The 19663-nt window shown below is 55.9% G+C and carries 18 protein-coding genes; 12 read left to right on the plus strand and 6 right to left on the minus strand.

The window, feature by feature from the left end:
- The 7 genes from rpsO to phhA all read left to right on the plus strand — a co-directional run bounded on the left by rpsO (position 1) and on the right by phhA (position 9206).
- Positions 1-270: a 30S ribosomal protein S15 gene (rpsO, locus tag Q0O33_RS06040; RefSeq protein ID WP_125230333.1), complete on the plus strand. Its 270-nt coding sequence runs from the start codon at positions 1-3 to the stop codon at positions 268-270.
- A gap of 201 nt (positions 271-471) precedes the next feature.
- Complete coding sequence (gene pnp, locus Q0O33_RS06045) at positions 472-2796, plus strand: polyribonucleotide nucleotidyltransferase (RefSeq protein ID WP_295497316.1); 2325 nt, start codon at positions 472-474, stop codon at positions 2794-2796.
- Between the two features lie 173 nt (positions 2797-2969).
- On the plus strand, positions 2970-3764 hold the full coding sequence (locus tag Q0O33_RS06050) for an outer membrane protein assembly factor BamD (RefSeq protein ID WP_295497318.1): 795 nt from the start codon (positions 2970-2972) through the stop codon (positions 3762-3764).
- A gap of 4 nt (positions 3765-3768) precedes the next feature.
- Positions 3769-5424 carry a DNA repair protein RecN gene (gene recN, locus Q0O33_RS06055; protein ID WP_295497320.1) on the plus strand — a complete coding sequence of 552 codons (1656 nt, stop codon included), beginning with the start codon at positions 3769-3771 and terminating at the stop codon, positions 5422-5424.
- A complete protein-coding gene (locus tag Q0O33_RS06060; RefSeq protein ID WP_295497322.1) occupies positions 5421-5984 on the plus strand; it encodes a hypothetical protein in 564 nt (187 codons plus the stop codon). Before recN ends, Q0O33_RS06060 begins: the two co-directional genes overlap by 4 nt.
- Before the next feature lie 29 nt (positions 5985-6013).
- Positions 6014-8029: an NAD-dependent DNA ligase LigA gene (gene ligA / locus Q0O33_RS06065; RefSeq protein WP_295497376.1), complete on the plus strand. Its 2016-nt coding sequence runs from the start codon at positions 6014-6016 to the stop codon at positions 8027-8029.
- A gap of 307 nt (positions 8030-8336) precedes the next feature.
- Complete coding sequence (phhA, locus tag Q0O33_RS06070; protein WP_295497324.1) at positions 8337-9206, plus strand: phenylalanine 4-monooxygenase; 870 nt, start codon at positions 8337-8339, stop codon at positions 9204-9206.
- Between the two features lie 11 nt (positions 9207-9217).
- On the opposite strand, the gene Q0O33_RS06075 is transcribed toward phhA, so the two are convergent.
- Together Q0O33_RS06075 and Q0O33_RS06080 are read right to left on the minus strand one after the other, a co-directional pair.
- The gene (locus Q0O33_RS06075; RefSeq protein WP_295497326.1) at positions 9218-10198 is read right to left on the minus strand and encodes a 50S ribosomal protein L11 methyltransferase; all 981 of its coding nucleotides are present in this window, start codon (positions 10196-10198) and stop codon (positions 9218-9220) included.
- Positions 10188-10880: an SDR family oxidoreductase gene (locus Q0O33_RS06080; RefSeq protein ID WP_295497327.1), complete on the minus strand. Its 693-nt coding sequence runs from the start codon at positions 10878-10880 to the stop codon at positions 10188-10190. Before Q0O33_RS06080 ends, Q0O33_RS06075 begins: the two co-directional genes overlap by 11 nt.
- A 163-nt stretch (positions 10881-11043) precedes the next feature.
- Between Q0O33_RS06080 and sdhC the strand changes: the two genes are divergently transcribed.
- Genes sdhC through sdhA form a run of 3 tightly spaced genes read left to right on the plus strand, consistent with a single transcriptional unit; the run spans position 11044 to position 13678 of the window.
- Entirely contained in the window at positions 11044-11487 is a 444-nt protein-coding gene (gene sdhC / locus Q0O33_RS06085; protein WP_295497328.1) for a succinate dehydrogenase, cytochrome b556 subunit, read from the plus strand.
- Entirely contained in the window at positions 11487-11876 is a 390-nt protein-coding gene (sdhD, locus tag Q0O33_RS06090; protein WP_295497330.1) for a succinate dehydrogenase, hydrophobic membrane anchor protein, read from the plus strand. Before sdhC ends, sdhD begins: the two co-directional genes overlap by 1 nt.
- On the plus strand, positions 11876-13678 hold the full coding sequence (sdhA, locus tag Q0O33_RS06095; protein ID WP_295497332.1) for a succinate dehydrogenase flavoprotein subunit: 1803 nt from the start codon (positions 11876-11878) through the stop codon (positions 13676-13678). Before sdhD ends, sdhA begins: the two co-directional genes overlap by 1 nt.
- 249 nt (positions 13679-13927) lie before the next feature.
- On the opposite strand, the gene Q0O33_RS06100 is transcribed toward sdhA, so the two are convergent.
- Positions 13928-14914, minus strand: a complete 987-nt coding sequence (locus Q0O33_RS06100) for an LLM class flavin-dependent oxidoreductase (protein ID WP_295497334.1) — start codon at positions 14912-14914, stop codon at positions 13928-13930.
- 116 nt (positions 14915-15030) lie between these two features.
- On the opposite strand from Q0O33_RS06100, the gene Q0O33_RS06105 reads away from it, so the two are divergent.
- Positions 15031-15606, plus strand: coding sequence for a LysE family translocator (locus tag Q0O33_RS06105; RefSeq protein ID WP_295497336.1), 576 nt, complete (start codon positions 15031-15033; stop codon positions 15604-15606).
- Here the strand turns inward: Q0O33_RS06105 and Q0O33_RS06110 are convergent.
- On the minus strand, positions 15603-16751 hold the full coding sequence (locus tag Q0O33_RS06110; protein ID WP_295497338.1) for an alpha-hydroxy acid oxidase: 1149 nt from the start codon (positions 16749-16751) through the stop codon (positions 15603-15605). The genes Q0O33_RS06105 and Q0O33_RS06110 overlap by 4 nt on opposite strands.
- A gap of 164 nt (positions 16752-16915) precedes the next feature.
- Here Q0O33_RS06110 and Q0O33_RS06115 point away from each other — a divergent pair, with 164 nt between their 5' ends.
- On the plus strand, positions 16916-17701 hold the full coding sequence (locus Q0O33_RS06115; RefSeq protein ID WP_295497339.1) for a 3-hydroxybutyrate dehydrogenase: 786 nt from the start codon (positions 16916-16918) through the stop codon (positions 17699-17701).
- Between the two features lie 101 nt (positions 17702-17802).
- Here Q0O33_RS06115 and Q0O33_RS06120 read toward each other — a convergent pair whose 3' ends face one another.
- The gene (locus Q0O33_RS06120) at positions 17803-17961 is read right to left on the minus strand and encodes a hypothetical protein (protein WP_295497340.1); all 159 of its coding nucleotides are present in this window, start codon (positions 17959-17961) and stop codon (positions 17803-17805) included.
- Positions 17962-17973: 12 nt separating this feature from the next.
- Positions 17974-19575, minus strand: a complete 1602-nt coding sequence (locus tag Q0O33_RS06125; RefSeq protein ID WP_295497342.1) for an isocitrate lyase — start codon at positions 19573-19575, stop codon at positions 17974-17976.
- Positions 19576-19663 lie beyond the last annotated feature (88 nt).

Genomic DNA, 19663 nt, shown 5'->3' on the forward strand with positions numbered 1-19663 from the left:
ATGTCTATTACTGCAGAACGTAAAGCCCAGGTCATCAAAGAGCACGCTCGCGAGCCTAACGATACCGGATCACCAGAAGTGCAAGTTGCCATCCTGACCGACCGTATTAATGCCCTGACGTCCCATTTTAAAGACCACCATAAGGATAATCATTCGCGTCGTGGTCTTCTGCAAATGGTTAACAAGCGTCGTTCGCTTCTCGACTATCTGAAAAAAATCGATGCGGCGCGTTATACCGCCCTCATCGCGAAGCTTGGCCTTCGTAAGTAAATTCACTCTCGGCCCGCTTTGGCGGGCCGTTTTCGTTTTGCGCCCTCCAAAAATGAATTTCGGGTGCGCATGAAAAGGGCATTCCAGCAATGAGGCTGGACTGTCATCGGGGCTCGAAAATGCCCCATCCGCGGCGGATCGGTATTTCCGCAACTCAAGAGGCCCCGCATCGCATTGGGCATGCGGGTCAAAGGAAAATTTATGTTTAACACGAAGACTGTATCCATCGAGTGGGGCGGACAAACCCTGACACTCGAAACGGGCAAAGTTGCCCGTCAAGCTGACGGCGCTGTTATGGCATCGCTTGGCGAAACTGTTGTGCTTTGCGCGGTTACCGCCGCAAAGTCGGTGAAAGAAGGGCAGGATTTCTTCCCGCTCACCGTTCACTATCAAGAAAAATATTCCGCAGCCGGCCGTATTCCGGGTGGCTTTTTCAAGCGTGAACGTGGTGCGACTGAAAAGGAAACGCTGGTATCGCGTCTGATCGACCGTCCACTCCGTCCGCTGTTCCCAGAAGGTTTCTATAACGAAATCAACGCAATCGCGCAGGTTCTTAGCTATGATGGCGAGAATGAGCCCGACATACTGGCACTTGTCGCCGCGTCGGCAGCAATGACCATTTCGGGCGTTCCATTCATGGGCCCAATCGGCGCAGCGCGCGTTGGTTACCTGAACGGCGAATATATCCTGAACCCAACGGACGAACAGGTTGCCGAAGGCGACCTCGACCTCGTCGTTGCTGCAACCTATGACGCCGTGATGATGGTGGAATCCGAAGCGAATGAGCTTTCGGAAGAAATCATGCTCGGTGCCGTTCTGTTTGCACATGATGCATGTAAGGAAGTCGTTAAGGCTATCATCAAGCTTGCCGAGCAAGCTGCGAAGGAGCCTTGGGCGATGGCAGAGCAGGCCGATCTCTCGGCCGCGAAGGATAAGCTGAAGAAGCTTATCGGCAAGGATATTGCCGCTGCGTACAAGTTGACCGATAAGTCGGCACGTTCGAACGCCCTGAATGCAGCGCGTGCAGCGGCAAAGGAAGCTTTCTCCGACGCAAGCCCACAGGATCAGTTGGCCGCAGGCAAGTTGATGAAGAAGCTGGAAGCCGAAATCGTGCGCGGCGCCATCCTGAAGGACGGCACGCGCATCGACGGACGCACAACATCGCAAATCCGTCCTATTTTGGCGGAAACGCACTTCTTGCCACGTTCACATGGTTCGGCATTGTTCACCCGTGGTGAAACCCAGACCATCGCAACCTGCACCTTGGGCACCAAGGACGCAGAGCAGATGATCGATGGCCTTGGTGGCCTGCATTATGAAAACTTCATGCTGCATTACAACTTCCCACCCTATAGCGTTGGTGAAGTTGGTCGCTTTGGCGCACCAAGCCGCCGCGACATCGGCCATGGTAAGCTTGCATGGCGTGCGCTGCACGCTGTGTTGCCAACCAAGGATGAATTTCCCTACACAATCCGCATCACCAGCGACATTACCGAATCCAATGGTTCGTCGTCGATGGCGTCGGTGTGCGGCGGCAGCCTTGCGATGATGGACGCTGGCGTTCCAATCAAGCGTCCGGTTTCGGGCATCGCGATGGGCTTGATCCTTGAAGGCAAGGATTTCGCAGTCCTTTCGGATATCTTGGGTGACGAAGATCATCTCGGCGACATGGATTTCAAGGTAGCAGGTACGTCTGAAGGCATCACCACGATGCAGATGGATATTAAGATTGCCGGTATTACCCGCGAAATCTTCGAAGCTGCGTTGAACCAAGCCAAGGAAGGCCGCGCGCATATCCTGGGTGAAATGGCCAAAGCCTTGGGCGAAGCCCGTGGCGAATTGTCCGCGCATGCGCCGCGCATTGAAACCATGCAGATCGACAAAGCGAAAATCCGCGACATCATCGGCACCGGCGGCAAGGTCATTCGTGAAATCGTTGCGACCACCGGTGCAAAGGTCGACATTGATGACGAAGGTCTTATCAAGATTTCGTCGTCTGACATCGCGCAAATCGAAGCGGCCCGTAAGTGGATTTCGGGCATCGTTGAAGAAGCAGAAGTCGGCAAGATTTATGACGGTAAGGTCGTCAATCTGGTTGATTTCGGCGCATTCGTAAACTTCATGGGTGGCAAGGACGGTCTCGTCCACGTCAGCGAAATGCGCAATGAGCGCGTAGAGAAGGTTACGGACGTCGTTAGCGAAGGCATGGACGTTAAGGTCAAGGTTCTCGAAATCGACCCACGCGGTAAGGTGCGCCTGTCAATGCGCGTTGTTGATCAGGAAACCGGTGAAGAGCTCGAAGACACACGCCCGCCCCGCGAAAAGAGCGAGCGCAGCGATCGTGGTCCCCGTCGTGAAGGCGGCGGTGGTGGACGCGGTGAAGGCCGTGGCGACCGTGGACCCCGTCGTGATGGCGGTGGACGTGGTGAAGGCCGCGGCGACCGTGGCCCACGCCAAGACCGTTCAGAGGGCGAAAACAAGGGCGGGGGCGATCCCGACCATGTGCCTGCGTTCCTGAAAGATTAAATCCGTAAAGGATTGGAGAGGAAAGGGGCGGCTTCGGCGGCCCCTTTTTTTATGGCTAATGGGGCCGCAGTTCATCACCGATACAGAATATTTCGGCCACGCTTCATGCGAGTTTATGCGCCTTACCAAGCAAAAGGCTTGGCGGGGCGGACAAGATTATCTAGGGAACATTCATGAACAAAAAATTCCTTGTGTCCGTCGCGGTGTTGGCCGCATCTTCCCTGCTTTCCGGTTGCGCTGCATTCGGTTTGGGTGGCGGTGGAGCAAAGCCGGGTAGCAACACCCGTTATGTCGCGCGTGACGTAAATACGCTCTATGCGGCCGCAAAGGACAAGCTTGATAAAAAGCAATATGAAGTCGCAGCGGCGTTATTTGACGAGGTAGAGCGTCAGCATCCTTATTCGCCCTGGGCCCGCCGTGCGCAGCTTATGAGCGCGTTTAGCTATTATATGGCGCAGAAATATAATGAGTCGATCCAGTCATCGCGCCGTTTCTTGTCGATCCATCCGGGCAACAAGGACGCGGGCTACGCTTATTATCTGATTGCTTTGTCTTATTATGAGCAGATCAGCGATGTGACGCGTGACCAGAAGATTTCGGAGCAAGCATTAGCCGCTTTGGGTGAAGTGCAGCGCCGTTACCCGACATCACGTTATGCGTCGGATGCCACGTTGAAGATTGACCTTGTTCGCGACCATCTGGCCGGCAAGGAAATGGAAATTGGCCGTTTCTACCAACGGCGTGCCTTGTGGCTGGCGTCATCGCTGCGCTTTCGTGAAGTGGTCGATAAATATGACACCACGACCCACGCGCCAGAGGCGCTGTATCGTCTGACCGAAAGCTATCTTGCAATGGGCGTGCCCGAAGAGGCAAAGAAGGCGGCGGCCGTTCTGGGTGCCAATTATCCCGGCAGCGAATGGTATGCGCGTGCCTATGACTTGATGCAGAAGAACGCACCCGCCGCGTAATGCCATGCTAACGGGGCTTTCGATCCGCGATGTGGTGCTGATCGAGGCACTGGACTTGGAATTTGCAAGCGGTCTTGGTGTGCTCACCGGTGAAACCGGAGCCGGTAAATCCATATTGTTGGATGCGCTTGGCCTTGCCCTTGGCGCGCGCGCCGATAGCGGTTTGGTGCGGTCCGGCGCGGACAAGGCGCAGGTGACGGCAAGCTTTGATACACCCGCTTATGTTGCGGCGTTCTTGGCCGACAATGACATTGATATTGATAGCCATGAGCCGTTAATCATCCGCCGATCGGTGAAGGCCGATGGCGGCAGCAAGGCGTTTATCAACGACCAACCTTGTTCCGCAGCGCTTTTGCGGGAATTGGGCGCGGCATTGGTTGAAATTCACGGCCAGCATGATGATCGCGGCATGTTGAACCCGCGGGGACATCGCGGATTACTGGATGCCTTTGGCCGGAGTGATACGGCAACCGTATCGGCCAATTTTGCCGCGTGGCAGGATGCCAAATCGCGATTGGATATTGCGCGTGAGGCGCTTGAAAACGCAGCGCGCGACCGCGAATGGTTGGAGCATGCCGTCGCCGAACTCGCCGCATTCCAACCGCAACCGGGCGAGGAAGAGCAGCTCGCTGGCGAGCGGTCCGACATGCAAAAGGGCGAGCGCATTGCCGAAGACCTGAAGGCCGTGCTGGAAAGCTTTGATGGCCCGAAAAGCGGCTTGGCGCTCATTCGCGGCGCGGCGCGCAAACTGGACCGTCTGGCCGACGCGCACCCGTTACTGGCCGAGGCGCTAACCGCATTGGACCGCGCGGTGATCGAGGCGAGCGAGGCGGAAGATAAGTTAAACGCCGCCGCGCGCGCGATTGAATATGAGCCTGCACGGCTTGATGAGATTGAGGAGCGCTTGTTTGAGCTACGCGCACTGGCCCGCAAGCACAATATTGCGCCCGACGGCATTATCGCGTTGCAGGAAAAGCTGACGGCGCAGTTGCATTCGATACAGGCAGGCGGCGAGGGACTTGCGGTGCTGGAGGCTGAGGTCAAGGCCAAGCACAGTGCCTATGTCGAGTCTGCAAACGCATTGTCTGCGGTCCGTACAGCGGCTGCGGTTAAGTTGGACGCGGCGGTGAAGAATGAGCTTGCGCCATTAAAGCTGGATGCGGCGCAATTTCAGACCGCAGTCGAGCGACTGCCGGAAGACCGCTGGACGGCCTTTGGCATGGATCGCGTCGAGTTCCTCATTTCGACCAACCCCGGTGCACCTTTCGCACCCTTGGCGAAGATCGCATCGGGTGGGGAATTGTCGCGTTTCATTCTGGCGTTGAAAGTCGCATTGGCCGAAGAGGGCGGCGCTGCCACGATTATCTTTGATGAAATCGACCGGGGCGTGGGTGGCGCGGTTGCTGCGGCGATTGGCGAGCGCCTTGCGCGCCTTGCGACCCGCACACAGTTATTGGCCGTCACGCACAGCCCGCAGGTCGCCGCCAAAGGAAAGGCGCACTATTTCATCGCGAAATCGAGCCAAGGCACAGTGACCCGTACAGGTGTCACCTTGCTGGACGCTGAAGCCCGCCGCCAAGAAATCGCCCGTATGCTGTCCGGTGCAGAGATAACAGACGAGGCACGGGCGCAGGCTGTGCGTTTATTGGAGACGGTATGAAGACATTTGGGATTTTGGTGGCTTTGTCGGCCAGCGCCTATGCGACGCCGCAACCATCTGCACAACCAGCTGACAGGTTTTTCGCAGACATGTTCACGCTGTGCGGCAAGAGCTTCATCGGCAAACTGGCCGCAGGCGATGACAGCGACGCAAGCTTTGCCACGGCCAAGATGCAGGCCCATGTCCGCACCTGCACCGACCGCGAAATTCAGATTTCCTTCGATGTTGGCGAAGATCGCTCACGGACTTGGATCATATCGCGGACCGACAACGGCCTGCGCCTGAAACACCGCCATATGTTAAAGGACGGCACCGAAGACCCTGTGTCGCAATATGGCGGCGACACCGGGATATTGGGAACAGCGACGCGACAGGAATTTCCCGCTGATGCGTATTCCAAGGCGATGTTCACCAAAGAAGGTCGCACGGTTTCGAACACGAACGTTTGGGCATTTGAAATCGATGCCGGTCGGTCATTAACCTATGAATTGGCACGCCCGAACCGTTTGTTCCGGGTGACGTTTGACGTGGCCAACCCTGTCACGGGAGCGAGTGAGTGACATCTGAGGCGGATGCTGCCAATGAGCTTATGCGCTTGGCGAAACAGATTGTGTACCACAATAAACGCTACCATGCCGAAGATGCGCCTGAAATTTCCGATGCGGAATATGACCTATTGGTGCGTCGTAACAATGAACTAGAGGCTGCATTTCCGCACCTGATCCGCGCCGATAGCCCTAACACGCAAGTGGGCGCGGCGGTCGAAGGCTCGGGGCTTCAAAAAATCACCCACGCCAAGCGGATGATGAGCCTCGACAATGCCTTTGCGGCGCAAGATGTGCATGACTTTGTCGGGCGCGTGCGACGGTTCTTGAACCTTGCTACGGACTCTGAAGTGGCGTTGACCGCAGAGGACAAGATTGACGGGCTTTCGCTCTCGCTGCGATATGAAAAAGGTGTCTTGAAACAAGCGGCCACGCGGGGTGACGGCAGCGTGGGTGAGGATGTAACCGCCAATGTCGCCTACATCCCCGACATCCCGCAACGGCTTAAAGGCGTCGTGCCAGACGTTTTCGAAATACGCGGCGAAGTCTATATGGCGAAATCGGACTTTGCGGCGCTTAACGACGCGCAAATGGCAAAAAATGGAAAGCTTTTCGCCAACCCGCGCAATGCGGCGGCGGGGTCTTTGCGGCAAAAGGATGCGAAGGTTACGGCATCGCGACCCTTACGCTTTCTGGCGCATGGCTGGGGTGAGGTAAGTGCGCTGCCCGCCGATACGCAAAGTCAGGTGATGGCGGCGATTGCCGATTGGGGTGTGCCGATTTCGCCTTTGCTACGCCGCTTTGATCACATCGATGACGTCCTTGCGCATTATGCGGACATCGAACGCCGCCGGGCCGATTTGCCTTATGATATAGACGGCGTTGTCTACAAGGTGGACCGCTTGGAATGGCAGGAACGGCTTGGCTTTGTGGCCAAATCACCGCGCTGGGCCATTGCGCATAAATTCCCCGCAGAGCGCGCGGAAACGACGCTGGAGCAAATTGATATCCAGGTTGGCAGGACGGGCAAGTTGACGCCGGTCGGCCGCCTCACGCCAGTCACAGTCGGCGGTGTTGTGGTGTCCAATGTGACGCTGCACAACCGCGACGAATTAGCGCGCCTCGGCGTGCGTCCGGGCGACCGTGTGGTGGTGCAAAGGGCAGGGGATGTCATCCCCCAAATTGTCGAAAATCTCACACGTGAAAATGTGCGTCCGGCATATGAATTCCCTTCGCATTGCCCGGAATGTGGTTCCGAGGCGGTGGCCGAAGAGGGCGAAGTGGATGTCCGCTGCACAGCAGGGCTGATTTGCCCCGCGCAACGCGTGCAACGCCTTATCCATTTTGTCAGCCGCGGCGCGCTCGATATTGAGGGGCTGGGAGAGAAAACCATTCAGGAATTTTTTGATCTGGGCTGGCTGGAGAGCCCTGCCGATATATTCCGGATGCGCAACCGCCGCGCCGACATATTGGTGCGTGATGGTTGGCAGGATAAGTCTGTGGATAACCTGTTGGCAGCGATTGAAGCAAAGCGCGCGCCAGACGGCGCGAAACTGCTTTTTGGTTTGGGAATCCGTCATATCGGAACGGTCACGGCGCGGGATTTGTTTAAGGCGTTTGGATCGGTCGAAGAAATCGGCAAGGTCGGCCTAAAACTAGCGCAGGCGGATGAAGCTGCGATTGCCGATGTCACCGCGATAGACGGGGTCGGCGGCGCAGTGGCCGAGGCATTGGGGGACTTCTTCCATGAACCCCATAATCTCTCCGTTTGGAACGACCTTTTAAATGCGGTGCAGCCGCCTGCTTATGTCTCCAACATTCGTGAGAGCGCGTGGACGGGGAAAACGATTGTCTTCACCGGGAAATTGGAGACGGTGAGCCGCGATGTAGCGAAAGCGCAGGCCGAGGCCTTGGGCGCGAAAGCAGCGGGTTCGGTCAGCGCAAAAACCGATCTGGTTGTCGCTGGCCCCGGTGCTGGATCGAAACTGAAGCAGGCAAATGCGCTTGGCATTCAGGTTATTGATGAAGCAGAATGGGCTAATATCGTGCAAAGCGCCTAATGCTGCGGACCGGGTTGGCGGCGTAATTTTTCATCCCGTCGCCCCCGCCGTCACCCTGAACTTGTTTCAGGGTCCATTTATCAGACCAAAACTTCGGTTTATGTGGCACGATGGATGCTGAACCGAGTTCAGCATGACGCTGGGGGGAATGCAGCTCTGCGATCTCTGCGCCTCTGCGTGAAACCTTTTTTGTCGACCAGCGCAAGTTGGGACCTATCCCGTCTATTGGTCAAACCTACCGCAATCCAATCAAGCGGGGGACGCGACAGCAGTTGCTGCAATCCGGTTTCAAGTGTAACCAATTGCCATGGATTCCAATAGCCACATTTATGAAACGCCACCTGCTGGCGCGCATGCCGATTGGACCGTGCCCCAAAATTGGGAAAAGTTCAGCGCGGATGAGCATGCAAGCTGGGACCGATTGTTTGCACGGCAAACCGCCATGCTACCCGGACGTGCTGCCGATGCGTTCATGCGCGGTATTGACGTGCTGAAGCTGTCCCGCCCCGGCATTCCCGATTATCGCGAATTGAACGCACGGTTGATGGCGGCGACGGGTTGGCAGATTGTGGCGGTTCCCGGCCTTGTGCCTGATGCGGTGTTTTTTGACCATCTGGCCAACCGCCGCTTTCCCGCCGGTAATTTCATTCGGACACCAGACCAGCTGGATTATCTGCAAGAACCAGATCTCTTTCACGACGTGTTTGGCCATGTGCCGATGCTCGCCGATCCCGTATTTGCCGATTATATGGTGGCCTATGGCAAAGGCGGGCTGCGGTCGTTGGGCTTTGGTGCGCTCGACCATCTGGCGCGGCTATATTGGTATACGGTGGAGTTCGGCCTGATCCAGCAAGCCGATGGCCTGCGCATTTATGGTGCAGGGATATTCTCCAGCTATGCAGAAAGCATCTTTGCGTTGGATGATCCAAGCCCGAACCGGATCGCGTTTGATTTGCTTCGGGTCATGCGCACGCATTACCGGATTGACGATTTTCAGCAGAGCTATTTTGTGATTTCGAGCATCGACCAATTGCTGAACGTCACGGTCAAGACCGACTTCGCGCCGCTATATGCGCAGCTGGAAACGCTGCCCGACATAAAAGCTGGGGAGATATTGGCAGAAGACGTTCTGCACACGCGCGGTACGCAAGCATATACATTGGGCGCCGGTCGCTGACTAATTTGGCGCTACCACGTGCCGAAATCTCCGGGTGGTTGGCTCGTGCGGCCACTGGCGCGCACGTGGCGTTTCCAACCATAAGCGCGGCGTTTCACGAGCCACAGGCACGGCCAGTCACCACAATCGGCTCGCTTTTCCAGACGGAAGCCGTGCAGCTTATACGCGCGCAATACAGCCTCCGCTTGTGTGTTCAACAGTCCCGCCAATATCAAGGAACCATTGTCGTCCACAATCTCCGCAATCGACGGCGCAAGCTCAATCAGGGGGCCGGCAAGTATATTGGCCGTAACGAGGTCGTAGGGCGCCCGTGTGATGATAACCGGGTGCGCGGTACCTTCGGCTACACAAAGCGCGAGTTGTCCCTGAGAGACGCCACAGGGCACGTTATTGACCTGCGCATTATCTGCGGTCACGTCGACGCTGACCGGATCAATGTCGGACGCCGTCAAATAGGCCTTTGGCCACAAGCGATGTGCGGCAAAGGCGAGCAGCCCCGTGCCCGTTCCAATATCTGCGATCAAATCGAACCGTTTGCCAGCGCGTTTCATGCGGTCAAGCATATTCAGGCAGCCTGTGGTGGTTTCATGGCCGCCGGTACCAAAAGCGCGGCTTGCCTCAATTAGGAACGGCGTGGCGCCTTTGGGAACGGTGCCCTTGTTCGAACTGGTGTGGACATAAAAACGACCTGCATGGACGGGCTTTAACCCTTGTTGGCTCATCACGACCCAGTCGGCATCGGGGAGCTTTTCGATGATGGGTTTTGCCTTTGCCGCACTGCCCAAGCGACTTTGAATGGCCTTGATAACCGCCTTCGTTGGTTTACCTGCGAAATAGGCATTTAACTGCCATTTATTGTCGTTAAACGCCTCAACTTCATCCGCCACTATAGAGGGCATGGGGTCGAGCGACGCTAACCATTCATCGTCTTCATGGATGGCCTCCGCCTCTGCACGGGTGCAGGGAAATTGGACTTTCCAATCACCGGACATAGCTTGCGCCATTTACGTCGAGCACCGCGCCGGTCATCGATGGCGGCGCTTCCATAGCGCAGAATTTTGCCATGATCGCGACCTCTTCGGGGTCGGCGACTTTGCCCAAAGGAATGTCGGTCAGCAATTTATCGCCGCCGCGGCTTTCCAGATAGTCTTCGGCCATACCTGTCATTGTGAAGCCGGGGCAGATGGTGAAGGCATAAATACCCTCTTTGGCATAAGCTCGAGCGATGGTCTTGGTTATCGCGACCATGCCTGCCTTTGACGCGGCATAATGCCAATGGGCAGGGCTATCGCCGCGATATGCGGCGCGGCTGGCGATGTTGACGATACGGCCTGACGCGCCTTTGGTCTGCCAATGCAGCACCGCGCGGCGGCACAAATCCGCGCTGGCCGTCAGGTTAATCTGCATCGTGCGGTTCCAGCTTTCCAGCCATGCATGGTCGGGCCGTGAAACCGGGTTTTCTTCGAAGACGCCTGCATTATTAATGAGAACGTCAATCCGGCCACCCAAGCCCTCAAGCGCCTGTGCCCAAAGCAGCGCGGGAACCGCGGGGTCATTCAGGTCGCCGTCCTTGCTGGACAAGGCAACCACCTTCGTAGTGGCAGGGTCAAAGCTTGCGGCGATTGCTGCGCCAATTCCGCGAGAGGCGCCAGTGATCAAGATATGCGTTTTCATGGGGGCTGCTTTTCACAGCGCAGACGAAAATTCAACCAAAGTTATTGCCTAAATTGGTTAGCCGATTGCGCGTTTCGCACTGCGCAGGTCTTGCACCATAGAATTAATAGATTAAAGAGCGTGGCAACGTCGACTGCTTGCATTTATGAAGGACGCTAAAATTATGGCGAAAAACCCCAACCGGCCACTGTCACCGCATTTGCAGGTGTATCGTTGGTCACCGCAGATGGCCATTTCAATCTTCCACCGCGCGACAGGCTTTGTTCTCGCGACTGCTGGAATGATGACTTTATTGTGGTGGTTGTCGGCCATTGGGGGTGGCGCGGAAAGCTATGCCACGTTCCAGCAATATGTCGTTTCGGCAGGTGCCGATGGCACAGCCTTGCAAATCGCCAGTAACTGGTTCTTCCGCCTTGTGGCCTTGGCCGTGACTTTCAGCTTCTTCCAACATTTGGCATCGGGTCTTCGCCACCTCGTCTTGGATATTGGCGCTGGTTATGAATTGAAGACCAACCGCCTGTGGGCATCGGTTGCATTTGTTGCAGCCATTTTTGCAACTGCACTGGTCGCCCTGATTGTGGCATCGCGCTTTCTTGGAGTTTTGTGATGGACAGTAGAACATATATCGGTCGCGTCCGCGGCCTAGGTTCGGCCAAGCATGGCGGCGAACATTGGCTGAAACAGCGTTTGACCGCCATTGGCAATATCTTGCTGACCACTTGGTTTGTATTATCGTTGCTGATGATTCCAAGTTTCGACCACGCTGCACTCGCGCAGTGGTTGGCGCAGCCATTGGTCGCAGTGCCAATGATCTTGATGATCGCCAATATCTTTGCGCATGCCCGCCTGGGCCTTCAGGTGTTGATCGAGGATTATGTCCATGATGACGGCCTGAAGTTCGCGGCCATGACATTATTGAACTTTTACGTCATCGCCAGCGCCGTGTTTGGCATTTTCGTCGTCGCAAAACTCGCATTTACCGGAGCTCCCGCCTGATGTCAGACGCTTATAAGATTATTGACCACACCTATGACACCGTCGTCGTCGGCGCCGGCGGGTCGGGTCTGCGCGCCACCATGGGCAGTGCGGAAGCAGGTTTGAAAACAGCTTGTATTACCAAAGTCTTCCCAACGCGTTCGCACACTGTTGCGGCGCAGGGCGGGATTGCGGCATCGCTGGGCAACAACTCGCCAGACCATTGGACCTGGCATATGTATGACACGGTCAAGGGCTCCGATTGGCTCGGTGACCAAGATGCCATCGAATATATGGTGCGTGAGGCGCCTGCCGCAGTCTATGAATTGGAACATGCCGGTGTGCCATTCTCGCGCAACGCTGACGGCACTATCTATCAACGCCCCTTTGGCGGCCATATGCAGAATATGGGCGAAGGCCCGCCGGTACAACGTACCGCAGCGGCAGCCGACCGTACCGGTCACGCCATGTTGCATGCTTTGTATCAACAGAGCCTGAAATATGACGCGGACTTCTTCATTGAATATTTCGCGCTCGACCTCATCATGGAAAATGGCGAATGCCGCGGCGTCATAGCCATGTGCATGGAAGATGGCAGCATCCACCGGTTTAAAAGCCACGCTGTTGTGCTTGCAACCGGCGGCTATGGCCGTGCTTATTTCTCCGCAACGTCTGCCCATACCTGCACCGGCGATGGTGGCGGCATGGTCTTGCGCGCTGGCTTGCCATTGCAAGACATGGAATTCGTTCAGTTCCACCCGACGGGCATTTACGGCGCTGGCGTTCTCATCACCGAGGGCGCACGCGGCGAGGGCGGTTACCTGACCAACAGCGAAGGTGAACGCTTTATGGAGCGTTATGCCCCATCGGCAAAAGACCTTGCATCACGCGACGTGGTCAGCCGTTCTATGGCGCTTGAAATGCGCGAAGGGCGCGGCGTTGGCGAACATAAGGACCATATTTACCTGCACCTCGACCATATCGACCCTGCGGTATTGGCGCAGCGTTTGCCGGGCATCACCGAAAGCGGTAAGATTTTTGCTGGCGTTGACCTGACACGCCAACCTTTGCCTGTGACGCCAACGGTTCACTATAATATGGGCGGTATTCCGTGCAATTATCATGGCCAAGTCGTCAACAAGGTAGGCGATGATCCCGAAGTCATCGTTCAGGGCCTGTATGCTGTTGGTGAAGCTGCCTGCGTTTCGGTGCATGGCGCCAACCGTTTGGGTTCCAACTCATTGATTGACCTTGTTGTGTTTGGCCGCGCAACGGGCTTGCATTTGAAGTCGTCTTTGACACCCGGCGCGCCGCACAAGGCATTGCCGGCTGATGCCGCAGACCTCGCACTGGCCCGCGTCGACAGGTTCCGCAATGCAAAGGGCGGATCCCCGACTGCCGAGATCCGTTTGCAAATGCAGCGGACGATGCAAAAGCATGCCGCCGTATTCCGCGACACCGCGTTGTTGGAAGAAGGCGTCGTTGAAATGCAGAAGGTCAACAAGCGTCTCGCCGACGTGCATGTGACCGACCGCAGCCTGATCTGGAATACGGACCTGATTGAAACGCTTGAGCTGGATAACCTGATGGCACAGGCGGTTTGCACGGTCGAAAGCGCAAACAACCGCAAGGAAAGCCGCGGCGCCCATGCGCACGAAGATTTCCCCGAGCGGGACGATGCCAATTGGATGAAGCACACGGCGTCATGGTTTGACGGTTGGGGCGGCTCCGGCGGTAAAGTCAAACTCGACTACCGCCCAGTGCATGATTACACGCTCACCGACGAGGCAGAGTATATCAAGCCGAAGCCGCGGGTGTATTGAGGTTTAGAAAATCGGGATTTTGAACACCCGTCGCCCCAGCTTAGGCTGGGGCCTATCTCGCGTTTCAGAATAGCGCTTCTGGCGGTTGTGTAAACCGATAGACGTAATAGGCCCCAGCCTACGCTGGGGCGACGATAAATTGTAACTTCAAGCTTCTATGATAAACACCATGTCACACCAGCGTAGGCTGGTGCCTATCACGTGTTGAAGGCTCGCACTTGAGCGGCAAATCCTTGTTAACGCATCCTATTAAAGCCGCGCAAAAACCTCCGCCGTAATTTCCAAACTCCGCTTGCGCTTTTCATGGTCGAAAACCGAGCAAGCGACGATGATTTCGTCGGCCTGTGTTCGCGCCTGAAACTCCTGCACGGCTGACTTGACCGTGTCAGCCGCACCAATCGCGCTGGCGGACAGCACGTCATGCAGCGCAGATGCAAAATGCGGGGGCAGGGACGCGACATAGCCTTCTACGGGTGGGGGCAATTGGCGTGGGTTGCCAGTGCGCAGCGCAACGAAGCTTTGCATCAATGAACTTGCTAAAAATTCGCCTTCCGCATCGCTGTCGGCAGCGATGATGTTGAACGCGGCTATGGCGTGGGGTGCGTCAAGCACGGCGCTTGGGCGGAAATGGCTGCGATAGATATGCAGCGCCTCATCCAGCATCTGTGGCGCAAAATGGCTGGCAAAGGCGAAGGGCAGGCCTAATGCGGCTGCCACCTGTGCGCCATAGAGACTGCTGCCCAAGATATAGAGTTGGACATGGGCGCCTGCACCCGGCGTTGCGACGATGCCGGTTTTGCCATCATCGGCGAAATAGCTTTGCAATTCCATCACATCGCCCGGGAATGCATTGGGATCGCTGTCGAGCGTTCGCCGGATCGCAGCTGCGACGCGCTGGTCGCTACCAGGTGCGCGGCCAAGCCCCAGATCAATCCGCCCCGGATACAGCGCGTCCAACGTGCCAAACTGCTCGGCAATGACCAAGGGCGAATGGTTGGGCAACATGATGCCGCCGGAGCCAACGCGGATGGTCTGCGTCGCAGCGGCAATATGCCCGATCACGACGCTGGTGGCCGCGCCCGCAATTCCGCGCATGCCATGATGTTCGGCGACCCAATAACGGGTAAAGCCAAGCTTTTCGGCAACTGCAGCAAGGTCAGCCGCATTGGCGAGCGCGCTTGCGACCGATCCGCCTTCCACAACCGGCACCAGATCAAGAAAAGAGTAGGATGTCATAGCGCTTAAATGGTGGCTTATCGTTCCAAAGCCAAGCGCAATCGACTATTTCGTCGCGCCGTGCGATATGCGGTGATGTGATTACCGAACTTTTTATACCTTTCCTTATAACAACAATGCTGATCGAGCTTACCCCCGGTCCAAATATGGCATGGTTGGCGCTGACGAGCGCCAGCGAAGGAAAAAGGTCTGGATTTGCGGCCGTAGCCGGGATTGCGCTTGGCCTCGCGATATTGGCTGCGGCATCGGCTGTTGGCCTTGCGGCTTTGGCAACGCGTTCTCCAGCTTTGTTCAGCCTGTTGCGCTATGCTGGCGTCGCTTATTTACTCTGGCTGGCGTGGAAGACATGGGCGGGGCAAGATGAAGCAATTGCAGACGGCATAAGCAAAAATGCGCTCGGCGCGTGGTTTCGCCATGGGCTGTTGTTGAATTTGCTGAACCCTAAGGCAGCGGTTTTCTTTATAACCGTCTTACCAGCCTACATCACACAAAATGCGCCAGTTGCGCCGCAAACGGCTTTGCTGTCGGCAAGCTATGTTGCGATTGCCACCTTTGTGTATCTGGTTATCGTCGCGCTGGCGGCGCAGGCGCATGGATGGATATCCGCCGGAAACAGGACGCACATTGTCCGCCGCGTCTTTGCTGTTTTGTTGGCCGGTATTGCTATTTGGTTTCTTATTACCTCAGCTTAGCGCCAGCGCAGCATGGACCGGTCAAGTTGCGCCGGTGATGTCACGCCCATCAACCGCATATCGCGGGCGATTTCGTCACGCAATTTGCCGACAATGCGCTCGACGCCCGGTTGCCCTGCTGCTGCCAAGGCGTAAAGATAGAGCCGCCCGCCCGAACACGCAGTGGCACCTGCGGCAAGTGCCTTCAATACATGGCTTCCGCGCTGCACGCCGCCGTCGCAAATGATGTCAATTTTGCCGCCCACGGCATCGGCGATTTCGGCGATTTGATCGAACGGGGAGCGCGACCCGTCCAATTGCCGTCCGCCATGGTTGGATACCATGATTGCGGTCGCGCCAATGTCGACGGCGCGTTTTGCATCGTCAACGGACATGATGCCTTTCAGGCAGAATTCACCACCCCAATCCGAACGGACCTTTTCGGCCATTGTCCAGTCCATTGAAGTATCGAGCATAGTGTTGAAATATTCAGCGACGGATACAGCGACATTGGTACCTGCATCGACATGCGTCTGCAGATTGGGCAGAGCGAATTTTTCGCGGAACAGGTAATTCAGGGCCCACATTGGGTGGATGGCATAGCTTAACACAGATGCGGGCGTGAAGCGCGGGGGTGAGGTGAACCCGCTGCGCAAGCATCGCTCGCGGTTTCCGGACACTATCGTATCGACCGTCAACGCGATGGCATCAAACTTCGCCGCTTTGCAGCGTTCGATCATCGATGTGTTCAGCCCCTTATCCTTGTGGATGTAGAGTTGGAACATTTTTGGCGTTTTGATGGTCGCGCCGACTTCCTCAATGCTGACGGTGGCCAATGAGGAGATACCAAACCAGGTGTTATGCTGCTGCGCGACGGACGCAACGGCACGCTCGCCTTGCCAATGGAACAGGCGCTGTAAGGCTGTTGGTGAGAGCATCAGCGGCATATCGATCCGTTGCCCCATCACGGTCACGCCCATATCGATCTCCGACACGCCCGCCAGGACATTGGGCACCAGATCGCAATCGTCAAAAGACGAAGTGTTGCGCATTTTGGTGCGTTCATCGTCGGCAGCGCCATCAATGTAATTAAAGATAGGTGAAGGCAGGCGCGACTTTGCTAGGCGGCGGAAATCGGCGACATTATGACAATCTTGTAAACGCATACTGGGTTTATGACAGACCTTGCACATAATTGCATCTATTTGGATTCTCCGTTTGCATGGCGCCCGGTCCGTGGTCGTCGCGCCGTATATTGTCCTGATGGAACATTGCGTTTAGCTGGACATTGCGCAAGACAAGCTCATCCTAAATGTAAAGGCATATTCTTATGTTCCTCAAAGGCAAAACAGCACTAATAACTGGTTCAACCTCCGGCATCGGATGGGGCTATGCCCGGGCGTTAGCCGCGCAAGGCGCAAATGTGATGATAAACGGTTTTGGCGATGCTGACCTGATAGAAAGCTATGTTGCCGAACTCAGCAAGGTGAGCGGCGGAAAGGCGCACTATTCCGCGGCCGACATGACTGTACCCGACAGCATCCGGGCCATGGTCTCTGAATGCAATAACCTATTGGGATCGCCTGATATTTTGATCAATAATGCCGGAATACAGCATGTTGCGCCGGTTGACGAATTTCCAGAGGACAAATGGGATGATATCCTGTCCATCATCCTGTCCTCGGCATTTCACACGACAAAGGCCGCCTTGCCCGCGATGAAGGCCAAGGGCTGGGGCCGTATCATCAATACAGGATCGATGCACAGCTTGGTCGCATCGCCGTTCAAATCGGCCTATAATGCGGCAAAGCATGGCCTTGCGGGCTTTACCAAGACGGTTGCGCTTGAAGTGGCGACTGAAGGCATCACGGTGAATAACATCTGCCCAGGCTATGTCTGGACATCGTTGGTCGAAAACCAGATCCCTGATACCATGAAAGCCCGCGGACTAACCCGGGATCAGGTCATCAATGATGTGCTGCTGGCCAATCAGCCGCAGAAGAAATTCGTGCAGGTCGAACAATTGGCCGCCCTCGCGGTGTTTTTGTGCCGAGATGAGGCGAGCGCGATTACCGGCACAAACCTGTCGGTCGATGGTGGTTGGACCGCCCAGTAAAGGCGCATTTTGAGACCTACAGGAATAAAAAAACCGCCGGCATTGCTGCCGGCGGTAAGGTTTTTTTCCTCCCCAGAAAAAACTGTAATGAATAGGCTGGTTTATTTGCCGCCGGCGCTACCAAGGCGGTGATACAGCCGCGCAAACTTGACCGATTCAGGCTTGTCCTGAATGACTTCAAGATAATGCACCAATGCTTGCCGAAGAAGCGTTAGGTCCTCGGTAGAGAGGACGGCGCGTGCGCGCTGCGGTTCAGCCATATCGATTGCTCCTTATGCAGATTGGTTAAACTGATTCATCGTATTGTCTTTGCCGCCTGCTTTCAAAGCGGCTTCTCCGGCAAAATATTCCTTATGGTCATCACCAATGTCCGAACCCGACATATTCTGGTGCTTGACGCAGGCGATGCCTTGACGGATTTCCTTTCGCTGGACACCCGCAACATAGCCCAGCATGCCCATTTCACCGAAATAATCCTTCGCAAGATTGTCCGTGCTGAGGGCTGCCGTGTGGTAGGTTGGTAGCGTGATGAGGTGGTGGAAAATGCCGGCGCGCTTTGCGGAATCGCGCTGGAAGTTCTGGATGCGAACATCCGCCTCAACACCTAAAGGCGTTTCATCATAGCTTGCGCTCATCAGGTTGGCGCGTTCATATGCGGACACGTCTTTGCCATCTGCGGACCAAGTATCAAATACTTGCTGGCGGAAGTTTAGTGTCCAATTGAAGCTTGGCGAGTTGTTATAGGCCAGCTTTGCATTGGGAACGACTTCGCGGATTCGGTCAACCATGCCAGCAATCTGTTCGATATGCGGTTTTTCGGTTTCAATCCAAATAAGGTCGGCGCCGTTCTGAAGAGACGTAATGCAATCTAAGACGCAACGGTCTTCGCCAGTGCCAGAACGGAATTGGAAAAGGTTGGACGGCAAACGCTTTGGACGCAGCAACTTGCCGTTGCGGTTCAAAATGACATCGCCATTTTGCGCCGTTGCGGGGTCGATTTCTTCACAATCGAGGAAGCTGTTATACAAATCGCCCAAGTCACCAGCTGCGGTGGACACCGCAATCTGTTTGGTCAGGCCAGCGCCAAGCGAGTCGGTGCGCGCAACGATGATGCCGTCTGGCACGCCGAGTTCGAGGAAGGCATAACGGCACGCGCGGATTTTCTGGAGGAAATCCTCATGCGGCACGGTCACTTTGCCGTCTTGGTGGCCGCACTGCTTTTCATCGGACACTTGGTTTTCGATCTGCAGCGCGCAGGCACCCGCCTCAATCATCTTCTTTGCGAGCAAATATGTGGCTTCGGCATTACCGAACCCGGCGTCGATGTCCGCTATGATGGGTACGACATGGGTTTCATGGTTTTCGATCTTGTCCATGATGGCGGCGGCGCGTGCAGTGTCCTTTTGTCCGCGCGCATCGTCGAGGTCGCGAAAGAGGATGTTAAGTTCGCGGCTGTCGGCTTGGCGCAAAAATGTGTAGAGTTCTTCGATAAGCGCAGGGACGCTTGTCTTTTCATGCATCGACTGGTCGGGCAGGGGACCAAATTCGCTGCGCAAGGCGGCGATCATCCAGCCTGACAGATACAAATAGCGCTTCTTGGTGGTGCCGAAATGCTTTTTGATGGAGATCATCTTTTGCTGCGCGATGAACCCGTGCCAGCAACCCAAAGACTGCGTATACTGTGCAGGATCCGCGTCATAAGCTGCCATGTCATCGCGCATAATCTTGGCGGTGTAACGGGCGATATCGAGACCTGTCTGAAAGCGGTTTTGCAGTTGCATCCGCGCAACGGATTCGGCGCTGATGGAATCCCACGTTCCTTTATGCGCGGCAATTTGCGCGCTATTTGTGGCTATCAGTGTCTGATATGACATGTTCAATTCCTTCATTCGTGGGGATTTATGTCCTCCTGTTCTGCTACTTACGCGGAAAAGCCGAGTCAATTTTGTAATATTTGTTGTG

It is taken from the genome of Sphingorhabdus sp. EL138 (assembly GCF_945862485.1).
Lineage (GTDB): Bacteria > Pseudomonadota > Alphaproteobacteria > Sphingomonadales > Sphingomonadaceae > Sphingorhabdus_B.